We start from the raw sequence: 14,502 nt of genomic DNA, 5'->3' as shown, positions 1-14,502 counted from the left end.
GACGGCCCCTCGAAACCGGCTCCGCACCCCCGTTCACATCGGCGTTCACTAACAGTCGCAGCTCGCTCAGCCGTTAGGGGGTCGATATGAGATCGTTAGGGAGTTACGGGCTCATCCGTTCGGGGGCTCGGTTGGGTAAATCCCACCCGAGCTTGCCCGGATGACCCGAACGGGTGAGGATGGCGTACCCCTAGGGGGCGGATTGCTCTCCTTGGCCCGTCCCGGTGCGACGAAGGGAGGAAGCGGCGTTGCCCTATGTGCTCGGCATCGATGTCGCCCACGCCCGGACCCACGCCGCCACCCGCCGGAAGCTTGCCGACGGCTGGGGCGCCCCTGAACCGCTGTGGCTCGGCGAGAGCTCGCCGGCCGCGGCCACCGCGTTATTCCTGGACGATGAGGGTTACTTGCTCACCGGCGACGCCGCGGCGCGCGCCGGAACGAGCGTTCCGTCTCGCTTGCTGACGGGGTTCCACCGCCGCATCGGCGACGACGTCCCCGTGTTCGTCGGGGGCGAGCGGTTCTCGCCGGAGTCACTCACCGCAGTCCTCGTCGAGGGCATCGCGGAGCACGCGGGCGCTCAACTGGGAGGAGCACCCCGCCACCTCGTCGTCACCCACCCCGGTGATTGGGGCGACTACCGGCGTGACCTTCTGCGACGAGCGCTGGGTGAATCCGGCTTCGCCGCCGTGACTTTGGTGCCCAGTTCCATTGGCGCCCTTTATGCCCATCTGCCCGATCCCGGACCCGGCGACCAGACGGCCGTGGTGTGCGAGTTCGGGCCCGACGGCGTCACCGTCACGCTTGCGACGGCGTCCGGCGCGGGCGGCTGGGTGGCACGCACGAGCACCGAGGGCGTGGCGCCCGCGGCTGCCGTGAGCACGGCTTTCGCGCTCGCCCACGGGATTTCGGTGCTGCCCGACGCGTTGGCGGGCATCGTGTTCTCCGGCGAACCCGGGCCGGGGGCGTTGCCGGGCCGGTTGCCGTGCCCCGTGTTCGCCTCACCCCAGCCCCCGCTCACGGCCGCGTTCGGAGCCAGTAGCCTCGCCGCTCAACGGATGAGCCCGCCCGCCCGGCGGGAGCAGCCCGTCGCGGAGACGACCCTGATCCCCAAGGTCGACTCGGTACCCGAGCTCGCCGAGCGGCCCTCCCCGCCGCCGGTGGACATCACGCCGTTCGAACTGCCCCCGCCCGAAGGCGCCGCGAAACTGCTGCGCCGCTGGCGTCCGCTCGCCGCGGCCGCCGCAGTGCTCGCGATCGGTTCCTCGGTCCTGATCGCCGCTCTCTCCTCCCACGAAGCCACGGCGGACAAGGGAACCGCCCCGGCCCACCCCGCGTCCCTCACGTCATGCGCCCGCCCGGGCGCGGCCCCCACCGGTGAAGGTCACTGTTGAACGCACTGCTGGCGAAAACCGGCACCGACGCCGTCCACCCCGTTGCGCGCCTGCTCCTCGCCGAGCTGGCGGCTGTGACCGCGACGCCCGCGCGGCTCGTGGTCGTCGCGCCCGGTGGCTACGGCAAGACCACGCTGCTCGGCGCGCTCGAGTCGGGCTGCCGCGAGGCCGGCGTCGACGCGACGCTCGTCGACGACGCCGACCAGCTCGGCGAGGAGGACGTGGCGAGACTTACGGCGCTGGCGGGACCGGTCGTGCTGGCGCACCGGCCGAACCCGCGTTCGGAAGCGTTGCGCGCGTTGGCGGAACCCTTCGCCCGGCAGGTGGCGCTGCCGCCGCTGGACGCCGAGGAGGTCGGGGCGCTCGCGCGGCAGCTCACGGGCCGGCTCGTCGACGGGACGGCCGCCGCCGCGTTGCATTCCCGCACCGGCGGGGTGCCACGGCTGGTGGAGCGGGCGGTGACCGGGCAGCTCGGCGAGTTCCGGGCCGAGCTGGCGGAGCTCGACGACGACGTGCTGCGGTACTTGATCGCTGCGGAGGCCGGGGCCGGCCGCAATCTCGACCTGCTGTGCGCCTTGCTGGAGCTGGCGCCGGACCGGTTGCCCGAGGTCGTCGACGGTGCCCGCGCGACGGGGCTGCTCGACGCGAACGACGGGTTGTTGCCGGTCGCCGCGGAGGCCGTGCGCACGTACGGGCCGCCGGCTCGTCGGCTGACGGTGTTGCAGCAGCTCGTGGAAATCCAGCTGCGGGGCGGGTTGCCCGTGCTGGAGCTGGCGAAGTCGTTGCTGGACACGGGAAGTTCGGGTGCGAGCGCGGCGGCTGCCTTCGCGGCGGCCGCGGGTGAGGCGTTGCCCGGGGACACGAAGCTGGCGGCGCGGCTGTTCGAAGCCGCCGCCGAGGCGGGGGCGCGCGACACGGCCGTGACGACGGGGTGGGCCCGGGCGGCGGCGTTGTCGGGTGACCTCGACACGGCGCTGCGGCTGGGTGACGGGATGTTGAGCGGCGACGATCCCGAGGCGCGGGCCGCCGGGGCGGAGATCGCCGCGACGGTGCTGGCGCACCGGGGGGAGCTGGCGCGGAGTGCGGAGCTCTACCGGTGGGCCGCGGCGGCGGACGCTTGTGCGCCTGGGGACGGTGACGGGCCGGATCTGACCGCGTCGACTTGGGGCGCACCCCGACCGATGCCCGGCCACAACGCGCCCGTGCCCGGCGAGGCTTGGGCGCCTTCGTGGAACAACGCCCGCGGGCCCGAGGTGTACCGGTGGGCCGGGCGCGGGGCCGCGAACGCATTCGCGGCGATCGCGCTCGTCGGGTCCGGCCAGCTGGACGCGGCACGGACCTTGGTGGACGCGCCCGTGCCCGGGGTGGCGCCGACGTTGTTCGCCGGTGCCGTGGCGCGGACGGCCGGCGGCGTCGTCGATTCGGTGAGCGGGCAGGGCGCGGACACGCTCTCGGCGCTCGTCGGGGCGGCCGCGATGCTCGAGCCGGCCGCCACGGGCGCGCCGCTGCCGGACAGCCCGGCCGCGCTGGCCGCGCTCGTCGGGCTGCACTCGGGTGAGCTGGGGCTGGCCGAATCGGTGCTGGACCGCGCGCTGGCCAGCGACGTCGGCGGCGACCTGCTCACCGCGCGGCACCGGCTGTTGCTCGGCTGGGTAGCGATGACCAGCGGGCACCTCACGGCCGCCGCCGAACACCGCGACGCCGTGGCGGGCACCCGCCTCGAAGCCCGCGACGAGCTCTTCTTCGCGACGCTCGAACTCGGCCTCGCGCGGCGCGCGAGCGACCTGGTGGGGCTGCAGCAGTCGTGGGACCGCGCGTACCAGGCGTCGATGCGGCAGCAGACCGACCTGTTCACCCTGCTGCCGCTGGGCGAGCTGGCCATCGCCGCCGCCCGCACCGGCGCGCACGCGAAGCTCACGCGGCAGCTGCGCCACGCCCACGCCATGCTCGGCGAGCTCGGCAACCCTCCACTGTGGACGGTCTCCCTGTGCTGGCACGAGCTGCACGCCGCCATCACCGTGGAAGACCTGGACACCGCTTCCCACCAGCTGGCCGCCCTGACGAGCTTCGCCGGCCACGGCCGTTACCCCGCGGCGCTGGCCCGCGCCGCCACGTGCTGGCTCGCGGTCCTCGGCGGCGCCTTCGACCACGACGAGGTCTCCGCGGCCGCCGCCGAACTCCACGAACTCGACCTCTGCTGGGATGCCGCCCGGCTGGCCGGCCAGGCCGCCATCCGCACGTCCGACCGCAAAGCCATGGTCCAGCTCCTCGAAGCCGCCCGCCAGTTCCAGGCCGGCACCGGCCGCCGCGAATCCGCCACCCCGGAACCCGGCGCCGCCCCCGGCCTCAGCACCCTGAGCGAACGCGAGCTCGAAGTCGCCCGCCTCGTCGTCGACGGCCTGACGTACAAACAGGCCGGCAGCAAGCTGTTCATCTCCGGCAAAACCGTCGAACACCACATGGCGCGGATCCGGGCCAAGCTGGGTGCGGCGGACCGGCGCGAGCTGCTCGCGACGCTTCGGGAGCTGCTCGCCAAACCCGACTTCTCCTGAGCCGCGGCAGGCGCATCAGTCCCGGCTGGGACCGAAGCGCTCCGTGCGGATCGAGTGCGGCGAGTGGCCCAAAGCCAGCAGAGCGTCGGCCACCGTTTCGACGAAAGCGGTGGGCCCGCAGACGAACGTGGTGGGCCCGAAGTCCGTCGGCCAGCTGGCCGTGTTGAGGGTGGCGACGCTGATGCGCCGCGGAATTCCCGGGGCGCCGTCGGGGAGTTCGCGGGTGTAGACGTACGTGACGTCCAGGCCGGCGTACGGCTTGCGCAGCTCGGCGGCGTAGTAGAGGTCCGCGGGGGTCCGCACGGAGTACACCAGGCGGAACAACGCGCGGCTCCCGGCAGCGCGGCGGGCGCGGATCATCGCCATCAGCGGCACGACGCCGGAGCCGCCCGCGACGAGCAGGACGGGGGCGGGGTCGGTGGGGCGCCAGACGAACCAGCCGCCGATCGGGCCGCGGATCTCGACGGGGTCGCCGACCGCGTAGGGGCCCGTGAGGTGTTCCGAGACCTCGCCGCCGGCGACGCGCTGCACCGTCAGCTCGAGGCGGTCACCGTCGGAGGGCGCGGCGAGGGAGTAGCTGCGCTGGGCGGTGTAGCCGTCTGCGGCGGTGAGGCGGACGTCGACGTGCTGGCCCGCGAGGTGGCCGGGCCAGCCGGGGACGTCGAACACGAGGGTGCGGGCCGTCGCCGTCTCCTGGCGGATCTCCGCGAGGTTCGCGACGCGCCAAGCTAGTCGCCCTGATACCGCTGTTCGCGCCATGGGTCTCCGTAGTCGTGGTAGCCGGAGGACTCCCAGAAGCCCGGCTCGTCCTTCGTGGCAAGTTCCAGCCCGCGCACCCACTTCGCCGACTTCCACAGGTACAGGTGCGGCACCAGCAGCCGCGCCGGCCCGCCGTGTTCCGGGGTGAGCGGCTTGCCGTTGTACTCGTACGCGATCCACGCCTGCCCGTCGAGCAGGTCGGCGAGCGGCAGGTTGGTGGTGTAGCCGCCGTAGGAATGCGCCAGCACGTAGTCGGCCTCGGTGTCGAGGTCGCCGATCAGCGTCTCCACGGGCACGCCGCGCCAGCGCGTGTCGAGCTTGGACCACTGCGTGACGCAGTGGATGTCCACGGTGAACTTCTCGCTCGGCAGGGAGGTCAGCTCGCGGAACGACCACGAGCGCTTCTCGCCCTTCTCCGTGGTGACCGCGAACTCCCACTTGTCCAGGTGCACGCGCTGCGTCGGGCCCGCGGACAGCACGGGGAAGTCCTCCGTGAGGTACTGGCCGGGCGGCAGCCGCGGGTTGCCGCCGCGGGCGCGACCGGTGAACCCCGGTGTGATGACACCCATCGCGGACTCCTTTCGCTGACCCTCCAACGCCCAGCGCAGCCTACCCGCGAACGTGCAATCCGAGCGATGTCACCAGCACCGTCGCTTGTTCAGGCGACACGATCGCCCCGCCGAGCTCGGCGTGCACCGGGTCGAGCGCTGAGAGGTCACTCCCCCGCAGCTCGGCGCCGCCGAATTTCACCTCCAGCAGCTCGGCACCCGACAGGTCGACGTCGGCGAACGTCGCCCCCGTGCAGTCCGCGCGCGTGAGGTCGGCCTCGCGCATCCGCACGCCCTGGAACGTCGCGCCGCGCAGGTCCGCGCCCGCGAGTCCCGCGAACGACCAGTCGCCCCCGAGCACCTTCATCGGCCGCAGCGAGCACTCGGTGAACCGGCTCCCCACGAGCTTGCACCCGCTGAACTCCGCGTCGAACAGGTTGCAGCGCGTAAAACCGCAGCCGGTGAACGCCGTGTCCACGTGCTTCGAGGCGTTGAAGCGCACGTTGCCGAACACGCAGTCGACGAACGAGACACCGTGAGTGACGGCCTCGGTGAGGTCGACGTCGTGGAACTCGCACCGCTCGAACCGCCGCCCGGTGAACTCCTCGGCGTACCAGTCTTCGCGGCGGAAGGTCAGCTCGATCTCGGCAGGCTCAGCGGTGTGGGGCACGCGGTCAGGCTAGTGCCTCGTCAATGGTGGCTGGTGCGGTAATTGATCTTCGAGTCGAGTGTCCATCCTGATCGCGGACGATCGATGACACCACGCGAACGCAGATCTGCGTGATCACCGGGCGCGACCCTCCGAGTCGCCGATCAGGTCGGGGTCACGACCACCAGGAGCTTCAACGGCCCTTTGGTGTCCACGTCGCAGTCCGCCGCGCGCGGCGGACACGAGTAGCCGTGCGGAGTGATCACCAAGCCTACTTTGCCCGGCGCGACCGCCTGGTAGATCGAGGTCTCGCCGTCCACCTGGGCCAGCCGGAGCACCGACCAGATCCGACCGTCAAGGGCGCGCTGGGCGATGTTGTAGTCCAGCTTGACCAGACCGCCCACCGGCAGCTCGACCGTGAGGTCCGGATCCATCCCCGGACTGACCTCCTGTTCGGCCCCCTTGGGCAGCGAGTACCCCGCCGGGGCCACCATCGGCCCCTGGTCGGGCACCACCGACCGGGTGCACCCCGCCGACACCAGCCCGAGCAACACCACCACGACGATCAACGTGCGCACTCGCGCGAATCTAGCGCCCCCTTGGCGCAACGCGGACGGCATTCTCGTCCGAACTCACGCCGCGCAGACCGCAGCCGTCGCCGGTCATGTCCGCCGGCGCAACCCATCCGACAACCCGACTACCTGATCAACGTTGCTTGACGAGGCACCAGTCGTCGCTCTGCGGTCCTGAGCCGGGCGCCCCGTCGACCAACCGGCGCAATTTGACCGGTGACGCGTTTCACCCTCACCCGGAAGTGGGAATTAACCAGCATGTCCAGATGGCGAACTTCCACCAGAACCAACACGGCAGCCCGAGTGATCACCGGAATCGGCGCGTTGTTCGCGTTCATCGAGGTGCTTTACCTGGTGATGCTGCTCGCCGGCGCCAACGCCGCGAACGGCTTCTTCATCTTCATCCGGTCATTGGCCGACCCGCTCGCGCTGTTCTTCCCGGGCCTGTTCCCGGTGAGCAACCCCGACCTCGCGGTCATCCTCGACTACGGCCTCGCCGCGGTGTTCTGGCTGGTCGTGAGCGGGATCATCGCGCGGCTCGTCGCCCGCTGACCCGTTTTTGCCCCGGTCAAACGTGTTTCACGCCAACACCGGGCGAAAAGCGCGGCGAACGCCACAGCCGGAAGCGACCGGTTACCGCGCCCCATACGATGTCCGGGTGAGCGAAGGCAGATGGTTCGAGGGCTGGCCCGAAATCGCGGGCCTCGCCGCCGCGGCGGGTCGTTCCCTGCTGCCGAACGTGCCCGCCACGCCGGCTGCCCTCGCGCGCACGGTCACCGAACAGCTCGTCGGCCGCCGGCTCACCGCGAAGGCCAACGGCGGCGAAGCCCGCTTCACCCTGACCGAACTCGAATACCCCGCCGATTCCCTGCGCCTGGCCACCGGCCGCGTCGGCGACGTGCGCCTGGTCGCCGAGGACGTCGAGTGGCCGACGTCCGCGACGAGCACCATCCCGCTGCGCCGCGTTGTCCTGCTGGCCAAGGACGTCCGCCTGCGCAGTCTGCCGACTCCCACCGTGGTTCCGGGTGAGGTCGAGCTGGACATCACCGTGCCCGGCAGCGTCGTGCGCGAACGTGTGGCCGACGCCCGGCCGGATCTCGTCGCGACCCCGCACGACGACGGCTTCCAGGTGCGCTGGGCCAAGCGCCCCGGCTGGGGCCGGCTCACGCTCACGCCCGCCGTCGCCTCGGACGCCGTGGTGCTGACCCCGACGACCCTCCACATCGGACAGCGGGAGTTCCGCGCCCCGAAACGGATCCGGCCCGTCGTGCTGCCGCTGCCCGAGCTGCCGAAGGGGCTGCGGCTCACCGGCGTGCGGCCGGCCGACGACGAGCTCGTGCTCCACACCGTCGCCGACGAGTGGCCCGAGCGCCTCTCCCGCATCCCGCTGCCCGACCTGCTGGCCTGGCTCACGACGGCCGCGCTCACGCTGAGGCTGCCCCGGTTCCGGTAGCGCTCGCCGACCACGCGACCGGCAGGGAATGCACCCCGTAGACGAGCATGTCCGTGCGCAGCGGCACTTCCTCGGCGGGAATCGCCAGGCGCAGCTCCGGCAGACAGCCGACCAGCTCCGCCAGCCCGACCCGGAGCTCGGCCCTCGCGAGCTGCTGTCCCAGGCACTGGTGCACCCCATGCCCGAACGCGAGGTGCGGCGTACGCGGACGCTTGAGGTCCAGCCGTTCCGGCTCCGGACAGTGTTCAGCCGCGCGGTTGGCCTGCGGCACCGAGATCAGCACGGTGTCACCCGCCGGGATCGTGACGCCGCCGACCTCGAGGTCCTCCGTCGCGACGCGGTTCGGTCCGATGTGGATGATCGAGAGGTAGCGCAGCAGCTCGTCGACGCCGTTGTCCAGCACGGACGGGTCCTCGCGCACCAGCGCCAGCTGGTCCGGGTGTTCGAGCAACGCGAAAGTGCCCAGCGCCAGCATGTTCGCGGTCGTCTCGTGGCCCGCGCCGAGCAGCACGGTCGCGATGTCGACCAGTTCCTGTTCGGTCAGCGCCGGGTCGGCGTCGCCGTGGATCAAGCCGGACACGAGGTCGTCGGCCGGGTGCTCGCGCTTGTGCGCCACCAGTTTGCGCATGAACGCGTAGATCGACTCCGAGGCCTTCGCGCGCTCCTCGTCGCTCTTGGTCAGGTTGAGCGCGATGCCGGTGTGCTCCTGGAATTCCGCGCGGTCCGCGTAGTCCACGCCCAGCAGCTCGCAGATCACCAGCGAGGGCAACGGCAGCGCGAACGCGGGCACGACGTCGCCCTCGTTCCCGGCCGCGCGCATGGCGTCGAGGTGCTCGATCGAAATCTCGCGGATCCGCTCTTCCAGCAACTGCATGCGCCGCACGGTGAACTGGCCGGTGAGCAGTCGGCGCAGCCGCGTGTGCTCGGGCGGGTCCATGAACAGGAACCGGCCGTCCTCGCGCTGCGCCACGTCCACGGGGCAGCGCGCCTTGCCGACCTCGTCGGGGCGCAGGTCCATCGCGCTGCGGTTGCGCACGTTGTCGGAGCTGAACCTCGTGTCGGCCAGCACCGCGCGGGCCTGCTCGTAGCCGGTGATCACCCAGGCGTGCGCGCCGTTGACCAGCTCGATCCGCGACACCGGCGCCTTTTCCGCGAGCACGGCGGGCGGGTCGAACGGGCACTTGCCGCGCTCCAGCATCTCCGGCGGAACCGGGCGGCGCATCGTGGGCGGTTTCGCGGCGGTCATCGACGATCCTTCCGGATGGTGGGAACACGAGGGGCGGTCAGCAAACCGGTGAGGGCGTCGGTCAGTGCCTCGCCGACCAGCGCCCAGTCGGCGGGCACGCCGGTGGCCGCGGCGAGCCGTTCCTGCTCGGCGCACGTGTGGATCACCGCGACGCGCGCGGTTTGGCTCCGCAGAGCCGTTTCGGCGGCCGGCAACGGCGTCACGTGCGCCCACACCGCGGCCGTGCCCTCGACGAACTCGACGGCCAGCACCGGCTCGACGCCCTCGACGTCGAGCAGCGCCGGATCGGTCACGACCTGCGCCAGGAATCGGGCGCACCAGCTGGGGATGCCGAGGCTCGCGAGGTGCTCGGTGTAGGGCAGCACGAGGCTCGCCACGTGGTCACGCGGCCGCTTTGACCGCCGGACGGCCGCCACGCGTTCCTTCGCCCGCGCGGCGATCGGCTCGACGTGCGAGCGCGTGATGGCGCGGATCAGGTCTTCGCGCGTGCCGACGTGGTAGGCCAGCGCGGAGTTGTTGGCCTGTCCGGCGGCCTCCACGATCTGGCGATTGGACACCTGCGCGAGCCCGCGTTCGGCGAACAGGCGCTCTGCCGTTCTGAGAAGCAGCTCGCGAGTCGCTTCGGCCTGTTCCCGGCGTGAGCCCGGTTCCGATGTGCCCGTTACCGATGTGCCTGCCACCAGCGCACTCCCTCGTAAGACGATCTTCTTACGAAGCTAGTACTAAGAAACGCGTCTGACAACCATGCGTCGGAAATCACCGATCCGGCGTCAAGACTCTTCGCCGAGGTAGCGCGTGTGGTCCTCCTGGCGGTTCACGTCCGCCGAGTAGTACTCCGCGGCGAGCTTCTCCGCCTTGCCCCGCAGGAGGTCCAGCTGCTTCGCGAGCTCGTCTTCCGCGCTGGTGCCGTCCGCGTCACGCCGGGAGGCGAACCAGCGCGGCAAGTTCAGGTACGTCTCCACCGACATCGGCAGGTCCGTGCGCGCGAGCAGCAGCACGCGGTACTGCAGGTCCGGCGTCGAGGCGAGCCGCAGCGGGTCCTTCAGCAGGTCGGACAGCACCTCGGCGACGTGGCGCACACCGTCCACAGCGGACGGCGGCAGGCGCCCGGAGTGGCCGGCCACCGTCTGCACCAACGCCTCCAGCGACGAGCGCACCTCCGCCGCCTCCACGGTCGGGTCGACGACGAGCCGCACCTTCTCCGGCGGCGCGACGAGCGCGCCCGCCGTGTAGAGCACGGCCATGACCACGAACATCAGCCACAGCGGCCCGATCACCCCGACCGCGTACAGCACGAGGCCGATCAGGCCGCCGATGCAGCCGGCGATGTTCTTGGTGGAGCCGAACCAACGCCTCATTGGTACCCGCGAATCTCCTGGAAGACACTGGACAGCTGGGTGTTGCGGGCGTCGAAGACCTTGCCGCCGGTCAGCGTGGCGACCTGCGTCAGCTCGTCTCCGCTGCCCTCGCCGAACAGCACCGTGAACACCGGGATCTGCTTCATCGCCGCGGGCAGCGACGCGAAGGACGACTTGAAGCCGTCGAGGTTGGAGCCGCTCTCGTTCTGGCCGTCGGTCATCAGCACGATCGAGTTGAACCGGTCCGGGTCCTGTGCCACCAGCGGTTCCATCACCTGGTACGCGCGGTCGAGGCTGTCGTAGATCGCGGTGCCGCCGTCGGCCTGCAGGCCTTCGGCGAAGCTCTTGATCTTCGCCAGCTCGCCCTGCGGGTTCTGCTCGGGCACGGTGAACGTGACCGGATTGCCCGGCGCGGTGTTGAACGGCAGCATCGTCACCTCCTCGCGGCTGCGGAACTGCCGGTAGCGGCCCACGAGCGAGTTGTCCGCGCCCGTGAGGCCGGCCAGCGCCGAGCGCAGCGCCTCGATGCGGTCGCCCTGCATCGAGCCCGACGTGTCGAGCACGTACAGCGTGCGCGACGGACGGCGGATCTTGCTGAAGTAGGCCGAAAGCAGTGCGTCCACGGCCTGCTGTGTCGCCGGGAACGGCAGCTCGACCAGGTCGTGGGGCACGAACTGCGCGCCGAGCTGAACCCCTGGCACCACCGGGCGCCGCTGCGTGACCTGCATGATCCGCCGCTGCACGTCGGGGGTGCGCAGATAGTCGGTGAGCCGCTGGTGCGCGTCGCGGGCGTCGTTGCTCGCGCTGGTCAGCAGCGTGAGCGGGTAGTCGGCGGTGATGACACCGTCGCTGGGATAGATGAGTTTCAGCGGCTGCGGCAGCTTGCCGGAGGAGTTCATCGACAGCAGCACGGACTCGTAGTTGACCAGGCCGTCGACCTTCGCCCCCGGGTCCTGGCCGGTGGCGCGGCGCTGGAACGCGTCGGAAAGCCAGCCCGACGAGCCGGCCGACATCACCTGCGCGCTGAAGAACTGTGTGAGCTGCGGCGTGACGGCGGTGATCTGCTGCGCGTCGATCGCCGTGCCGGAGTGAGCCAGGGCGGACGCGACGCCCACCAGCGCCGAGAAGCCGGAGTTGGACGCCGACGGGTCGGTCATCCCGTAGGTGAACTCCTTCTTGCCCGCCGCCGCGGCGATGTCGCCCCAGGTCGGCGCCTTCTTGTCCCACCCGAGCCGCTGCGCGACCGGCTGTGACAGGCCCAGCACCACGGGCGAGCCCATGATCTTCACTTGGTTGCCCAGGCGCTTGGCCGCCTCGGGAATGCCCGCGGGGTAACGGTTCGAGGAGAACCAGACGGCGTCGTACTTGCCGTCGAGGCTGCCGTTGGCGAGCGACTCGGCGCCCTCCAGCGTGCCGGTGAACGTGAACTTCACCTTCACGCCCGTGGCCTTCGCAGCCTCGTCGAGCACCGGTTTCATGTCGGCGAGCTCGCTGCCCGCGAGGATGCGCAACGTGCCGGCTTCGGGCGGCCCGGCGTCGGTGCCGGAGCTCGGATCCGACGACGAACACCCCGTCACCAGCAGGGCGGCGGCGAGCGCCAGTACCGCGAGTTTCTTCACAGCTCCCCCTCGTGCGAACGGCGCAGCCGGTCCTCGGCGCGCCGCAGCTCACCGGACAACGACTCCACTGTGGACGCCATGTGCATCACGGCCTCGGCCTTGAACCCGTCGATCGCGTCGAGGGCCGAGTAGATCCGGTCGAACGAGTCGCGCAGCGTGTCGACGGCGACCGCCGGGTCGCTCGACGCCTTGCGGATCTCCGCGCTCTGCGACTCCAGCAGCGCGGCGTTCGCGCGCAGCAGGCCGTCGGTGGTCGACTGCAGGGCCGCGACCTCGTCGAGCACGTCGCGCTGATTGGCCAGCGCCGCGCTCACGAGCAGGGCCACGCGCAGCGCGGAGACAGTGGTGGACACCGCCCGCTCGACGCCGCGGATCAGCTCGTCGTTGGTGCGGCGCACCAGGTCCAGCGCGAGGTAGCCCTGCGCGCTCACGGCCAGCTGCGTCAGCACGTCCTGGTGGCGCTGGCGGATCGGGTACAGGATGTCGGCGCGCAACGCGTTGGCGTGCGAGGGATCCGTGAGGTCGAAGACCCCGGCCTGCCGGTCGATCGCCCCGTCCACGGCCTCCGCGAACGCCGCCGCCTCGGCGAGCCGGCCGAGCGTGGCCCACAGCCGTTCGCGCTCGCCCTTGAGCGCCGCGTTGTCGCGCCGCAGCACGTCCTGGCGGGTACGCAACTCGCGGACCAGTGCGTTCACGGGCTCGTTGGCGGCGCGGTAGCGGTCGAGAGCGCGCTTGGCACTCGCGGCCGCCGGAAAGATGCCCAGCAGCTTGCGGCCGGTGATCGGCAGCTTGGCCGGGTCGAGCTCCGCGACCGTGCGGCGCAGCTCGACCAAGCTTGTGGTCACCTGCTGCTGCGGCGAGCCGACGGAGCCGCGCGCGGATTCCAGCGCCTTCGTCGAACGGTCGAGCATCGTGCCCGCGACCGTGGCCGCCGCGCGCATGTCCGCTTCGCCGACGGCGAGGAGCTCGTCGAGCAGCGTGGTGAACTCGGGCGACTTGACGTCGAGCGCTTCCAGGCGCGTCGCGAACTCACCGGCGCGACGGGCGATGTCGGCCCGGGTGTCGTCACCGAGCGCGATCAGGCCGGCAGCGCGCTCCACGGGGACCGCCGCCACCGGCTCCGGCGGGGTGAGAGTGAAATCGTCCATCAGTACTGCTTCTGGATCGCGTCGAGCATCCGTTCCAGCGTCTCGAACGACGGCGGCTCGACCGTGTCCACGAGATCGGCCGGCACCGGGGCCTTGGCCGCGGCCACGACGTCGCGGAACTGCTGCGGGTTCGTGGTGCGGAAGCCGAACGTGGCGGCGAGCTTGCCCAGCTCCGGATCGGTCGAGAGCAGCTGGCCGACCTTGTCCCCGTTGGGAGAGAACGGAACCAGCGTGTGCTTCGAGTACACCGTGGGCGCCGTGTAGAGCATCCGCATGTCGGGCTGGATCGACCCGTCGTGGCGCACCAGGCGATCGACGTACTGCGACTCGTAGATCAGCGCGAGCGGCGTCTTGCCCATGCCGGCCGAGAGGTAGTCCTCGAACGGCCCCTCGGTGCTGTTCTGCGTGTACCCCTGGTCGAGGAACAGCTTCGACACCTGGGGCAGCACCTTGGCTTCCTGGTCCGGCGTCGAGACGACGTTGTTGCCGTTGGCCACGAACGACACGATCGACAGGTACATCGCCGCGGAGTTCGACTCCCGCGGGTCGGTGGTCGTCACGAGGATGTTCTTGCGCACGGGGTACGCGGTGTTGCCCGGCAACTGGTCCCAGCGCGTGCCGGCCTGTGTGAGCTGCAGGTACTTCGCGATGTCGAGCACCTGGTAGTCGCCCGCGCCCTTGTGCACGGCGCCCGCGGCGCTCAGCAGCGAGACGATCGGCTCGAACGTCGCGATCGCCATCGGCGACTGGAACGGCGTGTACACCGTGGTCACCTTGCGGTCGCGCTGGATCTTCTGCGCCGCCGGCGACGACGAGGGGAACGCGAACTCGTACTTGGCGAGGTTGACCGTGGTCGCGATCTGGCGCGAGCCGGCGGTGTCGACCTCCACCTTCAGGCCGTGCTTGGCGAACGCGTCGACCACGCGCTGGTCGGTGAAGAAGGCCTGCTTCTCCGAGCCGATCACCCCGCGCACGACGGTGAGGTCACCCCCTCCCGACGCTTCGTCGCTCCCGGACCGCCCCCACACGATCACGGCCACGACGGCGAGCACCAGAACCACAGCCAGCCCGATGGACAACCGGCGTTTCACGAACCCACCTTCCGCACGTCCCGCGACGCGTCACCTCGGATCCTTCAGCCCCCGCAACTCGTTTGACGCGCGGCACGAGGAGTTCGAAGTGAACGATCAATGAACGGACGGGGTCG

Annotated in this window: 14 protein-coding genes; 4 read left to right on the top strand and 10 right to left on the bottom strand. The window is 71.0% G+C overall.

Annotated elements, in window-relative coordinates:
* Window positions 1–404 precede the first annotated feature (404 nt).
* Window positions 405–1,391 (top strand): molecular chaperone DnaK, encoded by a 987-nt coding sequence (locus tag K1T34_RS26135; RefSeq protein ID WP_370643790.1) that lies wholly within the window; start codon window positions 405–407, stop codon window positions 1,389–1,391.
* On the top strand, window positions 1,388–3,943 hold the full coding sequence (locus K1T34_RS26130; RefSeq protein WP_220246804.1) for a helix-turn-helix transcriptional regulator: 2,556 nt from the start codon (window positions 1,388–1,390) through the stop codon (window positions 3,941–3,943). Before K1T34_RS26135 ends, K1T34_RS26130 begins: the two co-directional genes overlap by 4 nt.
* Window positions 3,944–3,958: 15 nt before the next feature.
* On the opposite strand, the gene K1T34_RS26125 is transcribed toward K1T34_RS26130, so the two are convergent.
* From K1T34_RS26125 to K1T34_RS26110, 4 genes are all read right to left on the bottom strand, one after another.
* Window positions 3,959–4,702 carry a ferredoxin reductase gene (locus tag K1T34_RS26125; protein WP_220246803.1) on the bottom strand — a complete coding sequence of 248 codons (744 nt, stop codon included), beginning with the start codon at window positions 4,700–4,702 and terminating at the stop codon, window positions 3,959–3,961.
* Window positions 4,672–5,271, bottom strand: a complete 600-nt coding sequence (locus tag K1T34_RS26120) for a sulfite oxidase-like oxidoreductase (RefSeq protein ID WP_220246802.1) — start codon at window positions 5,269–5,271, stop codon at window positions 4,672–4,674. Before K1T34_RS26120 ends, K1T34_RS26125 begins: the two co-directional genes overlap by 31 nt.
* Before the next feature lie 40 nt (window positions 5,272–5,311).
* Window positions 5,312–5,920, bottom strand: coding sequence for a pentapeptide repeat-containing protein (locus tag K1T34_RS26115; protein ID WP_220246801.1), 609 nt, complete (start codon window positions 5,918–5,920; stop codon window positions 5,312–5,314).
* 143 nt (window positions 5,921–6,063) lie between these two features.
* Window positions 6,064–6,477: a hypothetical protein gene (locus tag K1T34_RS26110; RefSeq protein ID WP_220246800.1), complete on the bottom strand. Its 414-nt coding sequence runs from the start codon at window positions 6,475–6,477 to the stop codon at window positions 6,064–6,066.
* Window positions 6,478–6,729: 252 nt separating this feature from the next.
* Between K1T34_RS26110 and K1T34_RS26105 the strand changes: the two genes are divergently transcribed.
* The gene (locus tag K1T34_RS26105; protein WP_220246799.1) at window positions 6,730–7,023 is read left to right on the top strand and encodes a hypothetical protein; all 294 of its coding nucleotides are present in this window, start codon (window positions 6,730–6,732) and stop codon (window positions 7,021–7,023) included.
* A 106-nt stretch (window positions 7,024–7,129) separates the two neighbouring features.
* Window positions 7,130–7,924: a hypothetical protein gene (locus K1T34_RS26100; RefSeq protein ID WP_220246798.1), complete on the top strand. Its 795-nt coding sequence runs from the start codon at window positions 7,130–7,132 to the stop codon at window positions 7,922–7,924.
* Here K1T34_RS26100 and K1T34_RS26095 read toward each other — a convergent pair.
* From K1T34_RS26095 to K1T34_RS26070, 6 genes are all read right to left on the bottom strand, one after another.
* Window positions 7,896–9,170: a cytochrome P450 gene (locus K1T34_RS26095; RefSeq protein ID WP_220246797.1), complete on the bottom strand. Its 1,275-nt coding sequence runs from the start codon at window positions 9,168–9,170 to the stop codon at window positions 7,896–7,898. The two genes, K1T34_RS26100 and K1T34_RS26095, sit on opposite strands and share 29 nt — an antisense overlap.
* Window positions 9,167–9,850 (bottom strand): TetR/AcrR family transcriptional regulator, encoded by a 684-nt coding sequence (locus tag K1T34_RS26090; RefSeq protein WP_220246796.1) that lies wholly within the window; start codon window positions 9,848–9,850, stop codon window positions 9,167–9,169. The genes K1T34_RS26095 and K1T34_RS26090 overlap by 4 nt, the downstream gene beginning before the upstream one ends.
* 90 nt (window positions 9,851–9,940) lie before the next feature.
* Window positions 9,941–10,528 carry a hypothetical protein gene (locus tag K1T34_RS26085; RefSeq protein WP_220246795.1) on the bottom strand — a complete coding sequence of 196 codons (588 nt, stop codon included), beginning with the start codon at window positions 10,526–10,528 and terminating at the stop codon, window positions 9,941–9,943.
* Window positions 10,525–12,147, bottom strand: coding sequence for a substrate-binding and VWA domain-containing protein (locus K1T34_RS26080; protein ID WP_220246794.1), 1,623 nt, complete (start codon window positions 12,145–12,147; stop codon window positions 10,525–10,527). The genes K1T34_RS26085 and K1T34_RS26080 overlap by 4 nt, the downstream gene beginning before the upstream one ends.
* Window positions 12,144–13,295: a toxic anion resistance protein gene (locus K1T34_RS26075; protein WP_220246793.1), complete on the bottom strand. Its 1,152-nt coding sequence runs from the start codon at window positions 13,293–13,295 to the stop codon at window positions 12,144–12,146. Before K1T34_RS26075 ends, K1T34_RS26080 begins: the two co-directional genes overlap by 4 nt.
* The gene (locus K1T34_RS26070) at window positions 13,295–14,386 is read right to left on the bottom strand and encodes a hypothetical protein (RefSeq protein WP_220246792.1); all 1,092 of its coding nucleotides are present in this window, start codon (window positions 14,384–14,386) and stop codon (window positions 13,295–13,297) included. Before K1T34_RS26070 ends, K1T34_RS26075 begins: the two co-directional genes overlap by 1 nt.
* Window positions 14,387–14,502: the final 116 nt, after the last annotated feature.

The organism is Amycolatopsis sp. DSM 110486, assembly GCF_019468465.1.
Classification (GTDB): domain Bacteria; phylum Actinomycetota; class Actinomycetes; order Mycobacteriales; family Pseudonocardiaceae; genus Amycolatopsis.
This window is presented reverse-complemented; position numbering and strand designations above follow the sequence as displayed.